At 69.9% G+C, this 14,589-nt stretch carries 15 protein-coding genes; 12 read left to right on the top strand and 3 right to left on the bottom strand.

The annotated features are described in order from the left end of the window. The 6 genes from LU699_RS07300 to LU699_RS07275 all read left to right on the top strand — a co-directional run bounded on the left by LU699_RS07300 (position 1) and on the right by LU699_RS07275 (position 5,720). A complete protein-coding gene (locus LU699_RS07300; RefSeq protein WP_232136245.1) occupies positions 1-867 on the top strand; it encodes an MBL fold metallo-hydrolase in 867 nt (288 codons plus the stop codon). Then, positions 852-1,808 (top strand): NAD-dependent epimerase/dehydratase family protein, encoded by a 957-nt coding sequence (locus tag LU699_RS07295; RefSeq protein WP_232136243.1) that lies wholly within the window; start codon positions 852-854, stop codon positions 1,806-1,808. The genes LU699_RS07300 and LU699_RS07295 overlap by 16 nt, the downstream gene beginning before the upstream one ends. Continuing rightward, a complete protein-coding gene (locus LU699_RS07290) occupies positions 1,796-2,959 on the top strand; it encodes a glycosyltransferase (RefSeq protein WP_232580535.1) in 1,164 nt (387 codons plus the stop codon). Before LU699_RS07295 ends, LU699_RS07290 begins: the two co-directional genes overlap by 13 nt. Then, entirely contained in the window at positions 2,949-3,530 is a 582-nt protein-coding gene (locus LU699_RS07285; protein ID WP_232136239.1) for a hypothetical protein, read from the top strand. Before LU699_RS07290 ends, LU699_RS07285 begins: the two co-directional genes overlap by 11 nt. After that, complete coding sequence (locus LU699_RS07280; RefSeq protein WP_232136237.1) at positions 3,515-4,777, top strand: glycosyltransferase; 1,263 nt, start codon at positions 3,515-3,517, stop codon at positions 4,775-4,777. Before LU699_RS07285 ends, LU699_RS07280 begins: the two co-directional genes overlap by 16 nt. 109 nt (positions 4,778-4,886) lie before the next feature. Beyond that, entirely contained in the window at positions 4,887-5,720 is an 834-nt protein-coding gene (locus LU699_RS07275) for a DUF6159 family protein (protein ID WP_232136235.1), read from the top strand. A 30-nt stretch (positions 5,721-5,750) separates the two neighbouring features. Here the strand turns inward: LU699_RS07275 and LU699_RS07270 are convergent, their stop codons facing one another. Continuing rightward, complete coding sequence (locus tag LU699_RS07270; RefSeq protein ID WP_232136232.1) at positions 5,751-6,482, bottom strand: pteridine reductase; 732 nt, start codon at positions 6,480-6,482, stop codon at positions 5,751-5,753. Positions 6,483-6,720: 238 nt separating this feature from the next. On the opposite strand from LU699_RS07270, the gene LU699_RS07265 reads away from it, so the two are divergent. The 6 genes from LU699_RS07265 to LU699_RS07240 are packed head-to-tail and all read left to right on the top strand — an operon-like array spanning position 6,721 to position 11,210. Next, positions 6,721-7,905 (top strand): class I SAM-dependent methyltransferase, encoded by a 1,185-nt coding sequence (locus tag LU699_RS07265; RefSeq protein ID WP_232136230.1) that lies wholly within the window; start codon positions 6,721-6,723, stop codon positions 7,903-7,905. 10 nt (positions 7,906-7,915) lie between these two features. Then, a complete protein-coding gene (locus tag LU699_RS07260) occupies positions 7,916-8,341 on the top strand; it encodes a VanZ family protein (protein ID WP_232136229.1) in 426 nt (141 codons plus the stop codon). A 51-nt stretch (positions 8,342-8,392) separates the two neighbouring features. Next, a complete protein-coding gene (locus tag LU699_RS07255; RefSeq protein ID WP_232136228.1) occupies positions 8,393-9,421 on the top strand; it encodes an aminoglycoside phosphotransferase family protein in 1,029 nt (342 codons plus the stop codon). A gap of 18 nt (positions 9,422-9,439) precedes the next feature. Continuing rightward, the gene (locus tag LU699_RS07250; RefSeq protein ID WP_232136227.1) at positions 9,440-9,793 is read left to right on the top strand and encodes a bleomycin resistance protein; all 354 of its coding nucleotides are present in this window, start codon (positions 9,440-9,442) and stop codon (positions 9,791-9,793) included. Positions 9,794-9,819: 26 nt separating this feature from the next. Continuing rightward, a complete protein-coding gene (locus LU699_RS07245) occupies positions 9,820-10,656 on the top strand; it encodes a DUF72 domain-containing protein (RefSeq protein WP_232136226.1) in 837 nt (278 codons plus the stop codon). Next, positions 10,653-11,210 (top strand): hypothetical protein, encoded by a 558-nt coding sequence (locus tag LU699_RS07240; protein WP_232136225.1) that lies wholly within the window; start codon positions 10,653-10,655, stop codon positions 11,208-11,210. The genes LU699_RS07245 and LU699_RS07240 overlap by 4 nt, the downstream gene beginning before the upstream one ends. A 6-nt stretch (positions 11,211-11,216) precedes the next feature. On the opposite strand, the gene LU699_RS07235 is transcribed toward LU699_RS07240, so the two are convergent. Both LU699_RS07235 and LU699_RS07230 read right to left on the bottom strand, forming a co-directional pair. After that, complete coding sequence (locus LU699_RS07235; RefSeq protein ID WP_232136224.1) at positions 11,217-12,443, bottom strand: multifunctional CCA addition/repair protein; 1,227 nt, start codon at positions 12,441-12,443, stop codon at positions 11,217-11,219. Positions 12,444-12,448: 5 nt separating this feature from the next. Further along, the gene (locus LU699_RS07230) at positions 12,449-14,419 is read right to left on the bottom strand and encodes a lytic transglycosylase domain-containing protein (RefSeq protein WP_232580534.1); all 1,971 of its coding nucleotides are present in this window, start codon (positions 14,417-14,419) and stop codon (positions 12,449-12,451) included. Positions 14,420-14,589: the final 170 nt, after the last annotated feature.

Raw genomic sequence — 14,589 nt, 5'->3', positions numbered from 1 at the left:
GTGCGCGTCGACCTGACCCTGTTCGATGTCGGCCAGTGCCGCCACTGCGAGCGCGTCACGCTGGCGGGTGGACGCTGGGGCAACGTGACGTTTCCGTCGATGGTCGCGCTGATCGTGCATCCCACCGAGGGCGCGATCCTCTACGACACCGGCTACGCGCCGCATTTCATGGACGCGACCGCGGGATTCCCCGAGCGTCTGTACCGATGGGCGACGCCCGTCGACCTGCCGCAGGCGCAGCGGCTCGAGGTGCAGCTCGCCGCGCACGGCCTGCGACCGTCCGACATCCGCTGGTGCCTGGTCTCGCATTTCCACGCCGACCACATCGCCGGCCTGCGCGACCTGCCGAACGCGCGCTTCATCTGCATGCGCGAAGACCTGGAGTCGATGCGCGCGATGTCGCGCGTGCGCGGTCTGCGCAACGGCTGGCTGCCGGCCCTGCTGCCGACAGATTTCGATGCGCGCGTGCGCTACGCCGGCGATGGCGTCGCGCGCGCGCTGCCGGCGCCGTGGGAGACCCTGGGCGAAGGCGTGGACCTGTTCGGCGACGGCAGCCTGTTCGCGGTGCCGATGCCGGGCCACGCGCCGCGGCAGATGGGCCTGTGCCTGCGCGATGCGCAGGACCGCGCGGTCCTGTTGTGCGCCGATGCCTGCTGGTCGCATCTGACGTTCCGCGAGCGGCGTCTGCCGACATGGCCGGCGCGGCTGGTGACCCACGACTGGGCGGCCTACGTGCGCACCGTCGAACGGCTGCACACACTCGCGCACGCCGCGCCCGATGTCGCGATCCTGCCGTCGCATTGCCAGGCCAGTCTCGACACGTATCGCGCGGCGACGCATGGAGGTCCCGCATGCGCATCCTCGTGACCGGTGCATCCGGCTTCGTCGGTGGGGCGTTCCTGCGACGTCATGCGGGTCGCGACGATCTGCAACTCCTCGGCACCGGGCGCCGCGCAACCGACCTGCCGGATTACATCCGCTGCGATCTCAGCCAACCCTTCGATCTGCCGGTGCAGCCCGACGTGGTCATCCATGCCGCCGCACGTTCGTCGCCGTGGGGCACGCGCGCCGAGTACATCGCGCAGAACGTCGACGCGACGCGGCACGTCATCGACTTCTGCCGTCGCAACGGCCATCCGCGCCTGGTCTATCTGTCGTCGAGTTCGGTGTTCTATCGCGAAGCGCACCAGGTCGACCTGCGCGAGGACAGCCCGGTCGGCCCGACGTTCGTCAATACCTACGCCGAGACGAAGTACGCCGGCGAACAGCTGGTGCGCGCCTATCCCGGCGAGTACGTGATCGTGCGGCCGCGTGCGGTGTTCGGTGTCGGCGACACGGTGCTGTTTCCGCGCATCCTCGAAGCCGCGCGCCGCGGTGCACTGCCGCTCTTCACCGGACAGGACCGGCCCGTGATCGGCGACCTGATCCAGATCGACACGCTGTCGGATTACCTGCTGCGCGTCGCGACGATGGCGAATCCGGCTGAGAGCTACAACCTGACCAATGCGCAGCCGGTCGACATCCAGGCTTTGCTGCTCGACGTGCTGGCGCGCCTGGATCTGCCGCCGCCGAGACGCCGCGTGCGCATCGGTGCGGCCCTGCGCATGGCGACCGTCGCCGAATGGCTGTGGCGTGGGCTGCGACTGCGCGGCGAGCCGCCGTTGACGCGCTTCGGCGTCGGCGTGTTCGCGTATTCGAAGACCTTCGATCCCGCGCGTATGCTCGCCGATCTCGGCCCGCCGAGCGTGTCGATCGACACCGGCATCGACGACTTCATCGCCTGGCAGCGGGCGCAGTGGGCGGCTTGAGCCTCGCCGCGGTACTCGCCTGCGCATACGGCGCATTGCTGGCGTCGCGCGCGGTTTGTGCATGGCGCGAGATCCGTCGCCAGTCAGCGTTGCCAACGCCGAATGCTGCTTTCGCGATGCACGAGGTCGCGGTGCTGCAGCCGATTCTCGGAGGCGATCCGCGGCTGATCGACGTATTGGGCGTGACGCTCGATGCACTGCCCGATGCACGCTTCCACTGGCTGATCGATGACGGCGACACGCACGCGCAGTCGGTGGTCGCGGCGCTGCAGGCGACGCATCCGCATGCCTGCATCGTCGTGCACGTGAATCCGTCCGCGCCGGACGGCGTCAATCCAAAGAGCTTCAAGCTCGACCGTGCGCTGGCGGCGGTCGAAGCGCCGGTGTGTCTTGTGCTCGACGACGACGCCACGCTGTCGGCGGACGCGCTGGCGCGTCTAGTCGCGGCGCTCAACGGCGCCGACATCGCGACTGCGCTGCCCGGCTATGTCGATGATGGCGAACGCCTGCCGGGTCGGCTGCTGGCGCAGTTCGTCAACGACAACGCGGCGCTGACCTATCTCGCGCCGCTGGCGTGGGCGTCGCCGGTGTCGATCAACGGCATGTGCTACGCGCTGCGCACCGCACGCCTGCGCGCGCTGGGCGGATTCGCGCCGCTGCTGCACGCGCTGGCCGACGATCTGGCGATGGCGGATCAGGTCCGCGCACGCGGCGGTCGGATCGCCCAGACCACCGCCCCGGTGCACGTGCGCACCAGCATCGACGGCCCGGCGCATTACCTGCGCCAGATGCATCGCTGGATGCTGTTCGCGACCCTGTTGCTGCGACGCCAGCCGATGCGGATGCGCGTCCTGATCACGGTGTTGCATGGTCTGCCGCCACTGCTGCTGTGGGCGATGGGCGTGGCGCTGTCGGTGCAGCCCACGATGACGGGTGCGCTCTGCGTGATCGGCGTGCTCGTGCTGCGTGCCGCCGTGCCCGCATGGCTCCAGCGCAGGCTCGGCGTCTCCGCGCCGCAGCGCCCGCTGCTGTCGCTCTTGGCCGAACTCCTGCAGCCGCTGCACCTGTTGCATGCGACGTGCGTGCGCACGGTGCGCTGGCGCAGCCGACGCTATCGCGTGCATGCCGACGGCGGCTTCCATGTCGTCTGATATCGCCACGCCAATACGCATTGCGTTCCTGACCGGACGCAGCGATCCGTCGCGCTGCGGCCTGAGTCCGGAGCAGCAGGGCTTTCTCGATGCGCTGCGCGCGCCGGGCCGCGAACCTGTCGATCGAAACTTTCCATATGTCGCGCCAGAAGCCGGGCACGTCGCCGCCGCACTGCCGCTGGCGGCGTGGCGCAACCTCGGCGATTACTTCGGTGCGCGTCGTCCCGCATTCGCCAGCCGTCACCGCGCATCCGTAGCCTCCGCGTTCGACGGCGATGGGACGGTCGTGCTGCTGGCCGGCAGCTGCGGGCTCGAACTGCTGGCGAACCTGCATCTGGACGCAGCGCTGCGCGCGCGCCTGCACGTCTTCGCCTATGGCCCGGTCGCGCGACACGCGCCGGACGTCGCCCGCCTGCTGTGCGTGCAGGGCCGCAGCGACTGGATCTCGCGCGCGGGCTGGCGTGGGCCGGCACACCGCGTCGACGGCGGCCATATGGACTACCTGCGCCAGCCCGAGGTGCGCGCGCTGTGCGACGACTTCATCGCGGCGACGCCATGCGCATCGACCTGATCGCGCCGCCCTACAGCGGTCATCTGCATCCGGTGCTCGCGATGGCCTGCGAACTCGCCACGCGTCACCAGGTGCGCGTGCTGTCGACGCCGTCGGCGATGGCGCAGGTCGCGCGCGCCGGCCTCGTCGGCGTGCCACTGCTCGATGCCGACGCCGAACGCGCGCTCGATGCGATCTCCGACCCGCGCCATGCCGTGCGCAGCCATCCGCTACGCATGCACCGGCAACTGCGCGCCGCGCTCGACGTCATGGCGCGCTTCGCGCAGGCGCTGCGCGATACGTATGCGGATGCGGCGACGCGACCCGACCTGGTCGTTGCCGATTTCACCGTGCCGGCCGTTGGCGCGGTCGCGGAGTCGCTCGGCATCCGCTGGTGGACCAGTCTGCCGTCGCCGTGCGTGCTCGAATCACCCGATGGGCCGCCGGCCTACATGGGCGGCCTGTCGCCTGCGACACATGCCGGCCAGCGTCTCCGGCACGCGCTGGCGCGGCTCGCCGTGCGCGGCTTCAAGCGCGGCGTGCATCGCGCGTACCGGCGGCGCATGACCGCGTTGGGTCTGCCGCAGCTCTACCGCGACGACGGCAGCGAGGCGGTCTACTCGCCCGAACGCATCCTCGCGCTCGGCATCGAGGCGCTGGAATTTCAGCGAACCTGGCCGGCCGCGTTGCGCTTCGTCGGGCCGCAGTTACCGGCGCCCGGCACCGAGACGCCGTGGCTGGCGCCGCGTCCGGCGCCGCAATTCGTCGAAGGTCGCCGCCATGTGCTGGTGACACTCGGCACGCATCTGCGCTGGGCCAAGGACGCATTCGATCTGCGTCTGCGCGCGCTGGCCGCCGCGATGCCCGACGTGGAATTCCATTTCACCGATGGCGACGCCGCTGCGGATCACCACGCGCACGCCGGCAACCATCAACGCCTGGCCTACGTCGACTACGCGCGCTGGATCGGCCGCTATGACCTCGTCGTGCATCACGGCGGCGCCGGCATCCTCTACCAGTGCCTGGCGGCGGGACGGCCGGCGATCGTCTGCCCGCAGGACTACGACCAGTTCGATCACGCTGCGCGCCTGCAGCACGCGCGCGCGGCGTTGTGGCTGCGCGATCCTGCGGGCCTGGAGGTCGCCGTGCGACGTGCGTTCGCCGAGCCGGCGCTGTTCGCGGGCCTCCCAGCGCTGCAGGTGGCGGTGCGGGCAGCGGCCGCGGCGCAGCGGTTGGTCACAGAGGTCGCCGACGATACGTCGTGGTAGTGCCTGAGCGCAGAAGGTGACCTCTGTCACTGGGCATCGCGCCCGGCGGGCGGGACCATCCAGTCGACGTCCGCATGCCGGCGTCGCGTACATACAGGGGAGACCGATCATGTTCGACAAGCTGTCGCGGAGCTGGGATCTGGTGAAGGCGAGCGCGGCCGTGCTGCGTTCGGACAAGGAACTGATGCTGTTCCCGATGCTGTCGGGACTGGCCACGCTGGCGGTGCTGGCGACCTTCGTGCTGCCGCTGTTCGCGCTGCGCGTCTTCGAGCACGGCATCGGCTTCGCCGGCCTGCTGCTCGCCTTCGTCTTCTACTTCTGCCAGTACACGGTGATCGTGTTCTTCAACTGCGCGCTGGTCGGCGCGGCGATGATCCGCCTCGACGGCGGCGATCCGACACTGTCCGATGGTCTCGCCGCGGCGAAACGCCGGCTGCCGGCGATTCTCGGTTACGCCGCGATCGCCGCGACCGTCGGCGTGCTGCTGCAGTCGCTCAAGCACAAGGAAGACAATGTCCTGGTGCGGCTGATCGGCAGCGGTCTCGGTGTGGCCTGGACGCTGGCGACGTTTCTGGTCGTACCGGTGCTGGTCAGCCGCGACATCGGCCCGATCGACGCGCTCAAGCAAAGTGTGACCCTGCTCAAGCGCACCTGGGGCGAGAACGCGATCGGCAACGTCGGCATCGGCGCGGCGTTCGGATTGCTGACCACGCTGGTCGCGATGATCGGAGTCGGCGTGACCTTCGTCGCGCTGCAGAGTTCAGTCGTGCTGGGCATCGCCATCGGCGTTGTCTGTGCGCTGGGCGTGCTGCTGCTGGGCGTCTACCAGGCAGCGCTGACCGGCATCTATTCGGCTGCGCTGTACCGCTACGCGGTGTCGCACGAAGTGCCGGACGGGTTCTCCGGCGCGCAGCTCGAACACGCATTCGAGCCGAAGGCCTAGGCGTGCCCGCACGGGTCAAGCGGGTGAGCGCTAGAGCGAACGTCCGCCGTCGAGCCGCAGCACCTCACCCGTGGTGAAGCCGCCACGCAGCAACCAGGCGACGGCGTCGGCGATTTCCTCGGCGCTGCCGAGCCGGGCCAGTGGCGTCGCATCGAGAATGCGCGCCTGCTGCGCGGCATCCTCGCCGTCTTCCGGCCACAGGATCGCGCCTGGCGACACCGCATTGACCCGCACCTCCGGCGCCAGCGCAACCGCGAGGCCGCGCGTCAGGCCCAGCAGTGCAGCCTTCGAGGCTGCGTAAGCGACCAGATCGGCGCGCGGACGTTCGGCATACAGATCGCCGATGTTGACGATCGCCCCGCGCGCCGCGCGCAGATGCGGGGCTGCGGCCTGCGCGAGCAGGAACGGCGCGCGCGCATTGGTCGCCATCAGCGCGTCGAAGGCATCGGCACCCGTCGAATCGAACGCCGTCGGCGTAAAGGTCGCGGCGTTGTTGACCAGCGCATCGAGACGCCCGAAGTGCGCGACGGTGTCCTCGACCAGCGTCGGCAGCACGGCCGCATCGGCCAGATCGCCCTGCAGCACGTGCACGCTGCCGGCGCGTTGTGCATCGAGTTCGGCAGCCAGCGCATCGGCGGCGCCGCGCGAGTGATTGCAGTGCAGGGCGACCGCATAACCATCTGCATGCAGACGACGCACGATCGCCGCGCCGATGCGTCGGGCAGCGCCGGTGACGAGAACGACGGGGGCGAATGCGGACATGCCTGTAAATGCGGTGGCGAAGGGTGGTCACCTTACGCCACCGGTCGCTCCCAGTCCCGTGGGCCGGAGGCGGTCATCGTCCCTCTCCCGCCGGGTGAGGGGTTGGGGTGGGGGCAGAAGCTTCGCGGCCGACCGCAATTGCCCATCGACGCCTTTTGCGTGCCGAAAGCGCGTGCGTGACGGCAGGCCGTCAGGTGGGCTCGCGTATCCTGATCCGTGACTGTTCCGGAACCCCTGCATGTCCAGCCAGCCCCACGCCCCGAGTGACGATGCGCTCGCTCACAGTGAACGCCTGCGCGCCCTGATCCACGCCCAGATCGACGAGGCGGGCGGCGCGATTCCGTTCTGGAAGTTCATGGAGCTGGCGCTGTACGCGCCGGGCCTGGGCTACTACAGCGCGGGCGCGGCGAAGTTCGGCGCTGCCGGCGATTTCGTCACCGCGCCCGAACTCGGGCCGCTGTTCGCCGAATGCATCGCCGAGGCGTTCGCGCCGGTGCTGCGCGAGATCGGCGCGGACGCGCAGTTCTTCGAGATTGGTGGCGGCAGCGGTGCGTTCGCCGGCGATGCGCTGGCGCATCTGGCGGCGCTCGATGCGACGCCAGCGCGCTACGCGATCCTCGAACCCAGCGCGGATCTGCGCGAGCGCCAGCGCGCGCATCTGCAGCAACGCCTGCCGGCGGATCTGTTCGCGCGCGTGGACTGGGTCGACGGCCCGATGCCCGGCGATTGGCAGGGCGTGCTGTTCGCCAACGAGGTCGTCGATGCGCTGCCGACGCCACGCTTCGTCATCGGCGAAGGCGAGGTGTTCGAGGAATACGTCACCCGCGATGGCGACGGCTTCGGCCGCACCGTGCATCCGGCCGATGCGCTGCTCGGTTCGGCCGTGCGCCACGTCGAGCGTCAACGCGGTGGGCCGTTGCCCGATGGCTACCGCTCCGAATTGTTGCCGCAGCTGCCGTACTGGGTGCAGGCGGTCGCTGGCGGCTTGACCCGTGGCGCGATGCTGTTCGTCGACTACGGCTATGCGCGGCGCGAGTTCTACCGCGACGATCGCGACGCCGGCACGCTGCGCGCTTTCCATCGTCACCAGGTGACCGGCGATGTGTTCGCGCTGCCGGGCCTGCAGGATCTGACCGCGTCGGTCGATTTCACCGCGCTGGCCGAGGCCGGTACGCACGCCGGCTTCGAGTTCGCCGGGTACTGCAACCAGACCTCGCTGCTGCTCGGCAACCGTCTCGAACAACGCTTGGCCGCGCACGAGGCATTGGCGACGGACGAGGCCGGCCGTTACACGCTGCGCCAGCAGGCGAAGCGGCTCACGCTGCCGGGCGAGATGGGCGAGGCCTTCCAGGCGATCGGATTCGCGAAGAATGTGGAGTTCGACCACGCCTTCCTGATCGGCGACATGAGCCATCGTCTGTGAGCACGTACGCATGAACCGGCGTCCGCGCTTCGGCCGTTCGTTCAAGCCGCTGCGTCGCCCGGTGCTGTGGGGCGGGCTGTGGATCGCGGCGATCGCGGCCGTCGTGGTGCTGTCGCTGGCGCCGTCGGTGCCGATGCCGGACGTGCCCGATGGCGACAAGCTCGGCCACTTCCTCGCCTATTTCGCGCTGGCCGCCGCCGCGGTGCAGCTCTACGCGCGCTGGCCGGCGTTGCTCGGGGCCGGCGTCGGCCTGGTGCTGCTCGGAATCGGTCTGGAATACGCGCAGGGCGCATTGACCCAGACGCGCATGCAGGATTCCGCCGACGCATTCGCCAACACGCTCGGCGTGATCGTCGGTCTGTCCACGCGACTCACCCCGTTCCGCGATGTGCTGCTGCAGTTCGACACGCGCGGGCTCGAAGGCGTCGGGCGCTGAGCGCGGCGTCGATTCCCCGATAATCCCCCCATCCCCGACCTGGTCCACCGCATGTCCGCTGTCCTGCCTGCCAACGCGTCCGCCGCGCCCGCCGACGATGCCGCCCGTGCCGATGCGCGCCTGGCCTGGGCCCGCGAGGCCAGCGGCGATGCCACGCTGACGCTCGAACGCGCGTCGATGGATGCCGGATTCCGCAGCTATTGGCGCGGCGAGGCGAACGGGCTTTCGCGCATCGTCATGGATTCGCCGCCGGATCTGGAGGATGTGCGCCCGTGGCTGCGCATCCGCGATCTGCTGGAACTGCACGGCGTGCGCGTGCCGCACGTGCGGGCGCGCGAAGTCGAATCCGGGTTCCTGCTGCTCGAGGATCTCGGCGGCGAGACCTGCCTGCAGGCATTGGACTCGCTCGATGCCGACACGCTGATGGACGCGGCCTTCGGGCAACTGCTGCGGCTGCAGGCGATCGCGCCGCCGGACGATCTGCCAGCCTTCGATGCGGCGATGCTGCGGCGCGAACTCGCGCTGTTCGACGACTGGTTCCTCGGCCGGCATCTCGGCGTGACCCTGTCGGACGCGGAACGCGCCGATTGGGAATCGGTGCAGGCGCATCTGGTCGACGCCATGCTCGCGCAGGCCCGGGTGCTGGTGCATCGCGACTACATGCTGCGCAATCTCATGCCCGTCGAAGGCGGCGTCGCTGTGCTGGATTTTCAGGATGCGGTGCGTGGGCCGATTGCCTACGACGTGGCCTGCCTGCTGCGCGATGCGTTCCACAGCTGGCCCGCCGCGCAGGCGGATGCGTGGCTGGCGCAGTACCACGCGCGTGCGCAGGCCGGCGGTCTGCCGGTGCCTGCGCTCGCGCAGTTCGCCCACGATGCCGCGCTGACCGGCGTGCAGCGGCACCTCAAGGTCATGGGCATCTTCGCGCGCCTGCACCATCGCGACAGCAAGCCGAAGTACCTTGCCGACGCATCGCGGTTCCTCGCCTATCTCGACGCGGCGGTGCCGCTCGATCCCGCGCTCGCGCCACTGGGCGCGTTGCTCGATCGTCACGTGCGCCCGCGGCTCGCCGCGGACTGATCCCAAGGACACATCGCCATGCAGACCGTGATCCCGCAGCTGCGCATGACCGACGCCGACCGCAGTCTGGCGTTCTACGCCGCACTCGGCTTCACCGTCGACTGGGAACATCGCTTCGCCACCGGCATGCCGCTGTTCGCGCAGCTCACGCGCGAGGGTCAGACGATCTTTCTCAGCGGGCATGCCGGCGACTGTGCGATCGGCGGCGCGATCTACTTCAAGGTGCGCGACGTCGACGCCTGCGCGCGCGCGTTCGCCGCCGCCGGTGTGCCGATCGTGACGGCGCCTTGGGACACGGACTGGAGTACGCGTGAGATGGTGCTCGTCGATCCCGACCACAATCGCCTGCGATTCGCGCAGCATCCCGACTGATCGCGCCGCGGCGCGAGGAGATTCCGATGGACGACCTGTTCGCAGACGCACCCGTGCCCGTCCACGGTATCCGCACCGGTATCGGCGGCTGGGCATACCCGGAGTGGCGCGACAACTTCTATCCCAAGGGTCTCGTGCAGAAGCGCGAGCTCGAATACGCGAGCCGCCGGCTGACCGCGATCGAGATCAACGGCACGTTCTACGGTGCGCAGAAACCGGCGACCTATGCGAAGTGGGGCAGCGAGACGCCGGCGGGCTTCGTGTTCTCGCTCAAGGCGCCGCGCCACATCGTCGGCGCCCGCGCGCTGGCCGGCACCGCGAAGCAGATCGCGGGCTTCATCGAAGGCGGTATCGCCGAACTCGGCGACCATCTCGGTCCGTTGCTGTGGCAGTTCGCGCCGCAGCGGCGTTTCGATGCCGAAGATGTCGAAGCCTTCCTCGACCTGTTGCCCGAGGCCGTCGACGGTCTGCCGCTGCGGCATGCGGTCGAAGTGCGGCATCCCTCGTTCCAGAGCGAGGCCTGGCTGCGCCTGGCGCGTGCGCGCGGCGTGGCGACGGTGTTCACCGACTCCAGCGATTACCCGTCCTTTGCCGACATCACCGGCGATTTCGTCTACGCCCGGCTGATGGCCAGCCGCGCCACCAGCACCACCGGCTATCCGGGCCTGCAGCTCGATGCCTGGGCCAAGCGCGCGCTGCAATGGGCCGCGGGCGAAGCGCCCGCCGACCTGTCGTACGCCGGACCGCGCGACGCCGCGCCGGTCGTCCCGCGCGACACGTTCGTGTTTTTCATCTCGGCGGCGAAAGAGCGTAATCCGGCCGCGGCGATGGCGTTGCAGCAGCGGCTGCAGGCCGCTGCGTGACATCCGCCGCGCTGACGTTGCGGGCGGTCGGGTGTGACGACGCGGATCTGCTGTTCCGGCTGATGCAGTACTACTTCTTCGAAGCCTCCGCGTGGAGCGGCGAACGGATCGGTGCCGATGGCCTGTTCGACTGCAGACGTGCCGATGTCGCTGCAGCGATCGAGGATGATCCGCACTGGGCGCGCCTGCTCGAATGCGAAGGAGAAGTGGCCGGGTTCGTGCTGGTGGAGCCCCTTGCGCTCGACGATGCGGACGCCGCGCCTATGCATGCATGTCTGCAGGCGTTCGCCCCCGGCGCGACGTGTGGGCCGATGGAACTGGCCGACCTGTTCGTGCTGCCGGCATGGCGGCGACGGGGGCTGGCGCTGGAGACGGTGCGCCGACTGCTTGTCCCCGGCATTGGCCCCTGGCTGATCGCGACGTTCCGTGAGGACGCGGCCGCGCATGCGTACTGGACCCGGACGCTGCCGCGATCGGGACTGCGTCACGAGGCGCTGCCGGACGGCATCGACGCCCGTTTCAGACTGTTCGCCGTCGAGGCCCCGACGGACTGAGCCGGGTCACCCCGCCTGTCGGGCTGCGGCGATGGCCGCGATCCGCGCCGTGCGCAGCGCGTCGCCGATCGCGGGGCCAGTGATGCCCTCGGCCGCGATGTCGCGGGCGTTGACCGCGAGCGCGGCGGCGTGGGCCCGGCGCAGGATGTCGGCCTGCGGATAGGCGTCCTCGGCACTGCCGAGCCGGCCGCGCTTGTCGCATTCGCAGACCAGCGCGAGCTGGTCGATGCGCGCGGGCTTGCGGAAGCCGTCGCAGCGGGCGATCAGGTCGTGCAGCGTGGCGCCGCGCAGTTCGGCGATGCGGTGCACATTGAGGTGTTCTCGGCAGGCGACGATCGCGAGTTCGCGCTGCGCGGCGGGCACCTTGAGGCGTGCGCACAGGGCATCGAGCGGCGCGAGTCCCGCGTGTTCGTGGCCCACGTGGCGCGGCAGCTTGTCTGCCGGCGTCAGCGCCTTGCCGAGGTCGTGGGTCAGCGCCGCGAAGGCGATCACCGCATCGCCGGGCGCGAGTCGCGCCGCCATGTCGACGACCAGTTCGATGTGCACGCCCGTGTCGACTTCGGGGTGGAATTCCGCACGCTGCGGCACGCCGTACAGCGCATCGACTTCCGGTAGCACGACGGCCAGCGCGCCGCAGTCGTGCAGCGTGCGCAGGAACGCGGATGGGCGCGCCGACGCCAGCGCACGCGACAGCTCCTGCCACACGCGCTCGGGCGTCAGCGTTTCGAGTTCGCCGGCCTCGACCATGCCTCGCATCAGCGCCATCGTCTCGTCGGCGACGGTGAAGCCGAGCGGGGCGAATCGGGCCATGAAGCGTGCGGCGCGCAGCACGCGCAGCGGATCTTCGGAGAATGCATCGCCGACATGGCGCAGCACACGCGCTTCGATGTCGCGCGCGCCGCCATGGGGATCGACGAGCGTGCCATCCGGCACTTCTGCGATCGCATTGATCGTGAAATCACGGCGGCCGAGATCCTGTTCCAGCGTCACCGATGGATCGGCGTCGACGACGAAGCCGCGATACCCGCGCCCGGACTTGCGTTCGGTACGTGCGAGCGCGTGTTCTTCTTGAGTCCTGGGATGCAGGAACACCGGGAAATCACGGCCGATCGCGCGGAAACCCGCTGCTTCCATCGACGCTTGGGTTTCGCCGACGACGACGTGGTCGCGGTCGCCGGCCGGTTGCCCGAGCAGACGATCGCGGACCGCGCCGCCGACGAGGTAGATCTCCATCGGCGTCAGTCCGGGCAGGCGAAACGCTTGTTGCGCTGCGCTTCGGCGCCGCGCATGCGCGGTTCCAGCGGCGCAGCCTGGCCGTACATGCGCCAGTCGTAGAGCACGCTGAAGGCGAGCACGCGCGCGACGTATTCGCGCGTTTCGCGATAGCTGATCGTCTCGATCCAGATATCCGGGTCCATGTCCGGGCGCTGCGCGAGCCAGCGGCCGGTCGGTGTCGGGCCGGCGTTGTACGCGGCGATCGCCACGTAGGGCAGCGTGTACATGTCCTTCTTCTCGCGCAGGTACGCGGTGCCGATGGCGACGTTTGTCGCCGGGTCGTACAGGCTGTCCGGGCCGCCGTAGGCGATGCCCAAGCGACGCGCGACCGCCGCGCCGGTGGCCGGCATCACCTGCATCAGACCGCGCGCATCGGCGGGCGAACGCGCATTCGGATTGAACGTGCTCTCGGCGCGGATCTCGGCCGCGACCCATGCGGGATCGAGTCCCTGCCGCTGCGATTCGCGTTCGATCAGCGCCTGCTGGGTCAGCGGGAAGCGCAGCGTGTACAGGCGCGTCTCTTCCGGCTGGCGACCTAAACCGAACACGCCGCGGTCGTACCAGCCGCTTTCCTGCGCGACCTGCACCGCGATGCGGCGCTGGCTGTCGTCGAAGTTGCGAAGCGCGGCGGTCCATTCGCGCGTGGCCCAGCCGGGGCGGTCAATGCGATACAGCGCGAGCGCACGCGTCAGGCCCGGATCGGCGGCGATCTTCGCGCGCGCATCGTTCGACGGCGAGAAGTCGAGCGGGCACAGCGCGTAGGGCTGGTCGACGCGATCGGCCGCGAGAAAGCCGTGGAAATCGGAATTCTTCGCCGCCTCGCGGAACAGCGGCGTCGCGCCGGCACGATCGCCGGTGAGTTCGGTCGTGCGCGCCTGGAACCAGGTCCAGCGCGACTGGCCGCGCTGTGTGGCGCCCATCTTCCTGATCGCAGTCAACGCGGCCGGCCAGTCCTTGCGCGCAAGCGCTTCGCGCACGCGCCATTCGTGCAGCCGTTCGTCGTAGGCGCTCTCGGGCACGCGGTTGAGCAGCCGCGCCGAATCGGGCAGATACGACGCCACCGTCCACAGCGCGGCCTGGTACAGCACGCGGCCGTTCTCGGTCTCGCCGAAGCCGAGCGCATCGGCGAGCGCCGGCAGCTGGCGTTCGGCGGCCAGCGGATCGGCCTTGGCGAACTTCGCCAGGCCGTGCGAGGCGACGAGCCGGCTGCGTGCGGTCTTCGGCCATTGCAGCGCGCGCGCATGCGGCGCGGCCATGTAGGCGGCGTAGTCCTCGGCCAGTGCCTGCTGGCCGCTGGTGAGGCCGCGCGCGACGCTGCGCATGACGCCGACGTCCTGCTCGGCGACGGCGAGATCGAACCGTTCCCAGCGCAGCTCGTCGCCAAGCCCGCCACGCGACGCCAGCGTCGCGAACGGTGCATCGCATTCGTTGGGCAGCGAACTGCCGCTGCTGCGCCACAGCGCCTGCGCGTCGCGGGTCCACTGCGCGTCGGTGGCGCCGGTGCGCGCGCGTGCGTCGAGCTCGATGCAGCGCAGCGTCGCGTTGGTCGTGCCGGGCACCCAGGCCTCGCGTACGGCCGCCCATTCCTGGCGCTTGGCCAGCGCGCGCAGCCAGCCTTCGCGGAACACTTCGGCGACCGGCTGGCCCTGATGGCGCGTGATGAAATCCCGGCCCTGCGCGAGCGGCAACGTGTCGAGATTGCGACGCAGTGCGGCGAGTTCCAGCCACGCGCCGGCGGGATGCGACTGCATCGCCGGTGCGACCGGCTGGCCACGTTCGGCCGCCAGCATCGCAGCGCGGAATGCGGCGTCGTCGCCGGCCTGTGCGCAGGCCACGCCGGGCAGCGCGAGTGCGAGCGCAGGCAGCAGGACACGCAACGCGCGGACGCGCAGCGGACGGAAGATCGAAGGCGTTTCGCGGCGGTTCTGCGGCATCGGCACAGGCATGTCGAGGGCGGCGGCCGACTATAACGGAGGCGGGCTGAAGCGCCCTTCGCAGGCGGCGCTTGCGCGAACGGAATCGTCTGCATCACCGACTGTGCATGCACGACGGCCGGAGCCGCCGGCGCGGACGCTTTAGAATTGGCGTCCCCAACCGCTTCCCG

The organism is Luteimonas fraxinea, from assembly GCF_021233355.1.
GTDB classification, from domain to species: domain Bacteria; phylum Pseudomonadota; class Gammaproteobacteria; order Xanthomonadales; family Xanthomonadaceae; genus Luteimonas; species Luteimonas fraxinea.
This window is presented reverse-complemented; position numbering and strand designations above follow the sequence as displayed.

Bases quoted from the DNA above. Each gene is read 5' to 3' on its own strand.
- LU699_RS07285 (WP_232136239.1), top strand. From the start codon at position 2,949: ATGTCGTCTGATATCGCCACGCCAATACGCATTGCGTTCCTGACCGGA.
- LU699_RS07235 (WP_232136224.1), bottom strand. From the start codon at position 12,443: ATGGAGATCTACCTCGTCGGCGGCGCGGTCCGCGATCGTCTGCTCGGG.
- LU699_RS07280 (WP_232136237.1), top strand. From the start codon at position 3,515: ATGCGCATCGACCTGATCGCGCCGCCCTACAGCGGTCATCTGCATCCG.
- LU699_RS07260 (WP_232136229.1), top strand. From the start codon at position 7,916: ATGAACCGGCGTCCGCGCTTCGGCCGTTCGTTCAAGCCGCTGCGTCGC.
- LU699_RS07245 (WP_232136226.1), top strand. From the start codon at position 9,820: ATGGACGACCTGTTCGCAGACGCACCCGTGCCCGTCCACGGTATCCGC.
- LU699_RS07270 (WP_232136232.1), bottom strand. From the start codon at position 6,482: ATGTCCGCATTCGCCCCCGTCGTTCTCGTCACCGGCGCTGCCCGACGC.
- LU699_RS07275 (WP_232136235.1), top strand. From the start codon at position 4,887: ATGTTCGACAAGCTGTCGCGGAGCTGGGATCTGGTGAAGGCGAGCGCG.
- LU699_RS07295 (WP_232136243.1), top strand. From the start codon at position 852: ATGCGCATCCTCGTGACCGGTGCATCCGGCTTCGTCGGTGGGGCGTTC.
- LU699_RS07230 (WP_232580534.1), bottom strand. From the start codon at position 14,419: ATGCCGCAGAACCGCCGCGAAACGCCTTCGATCTTCCGTCCGCTGCGC.
- LU699_RS07255 (WP_232136228.1), top strand. From the start codon at position 8,393: ATGTCCGCTGTCCTGCCTGCCAACGCGTCCGCCGCGCCCGCCGACGAT.
- LU699_RS07250 (WP_232136227.1), top strand. From the start codon at position 9,440: ATGCAGACCGTGATCCCGCAGCTGCGCATGACCGACGCCGACCGCAGT.
- LU699_RS07265 (WP_232136230.1), top strand. From the start codon at position 6,721: ATGTCCAGCCAGCCCCACGCCCCGAGTGACGATGCGCTCGCTCACAGT.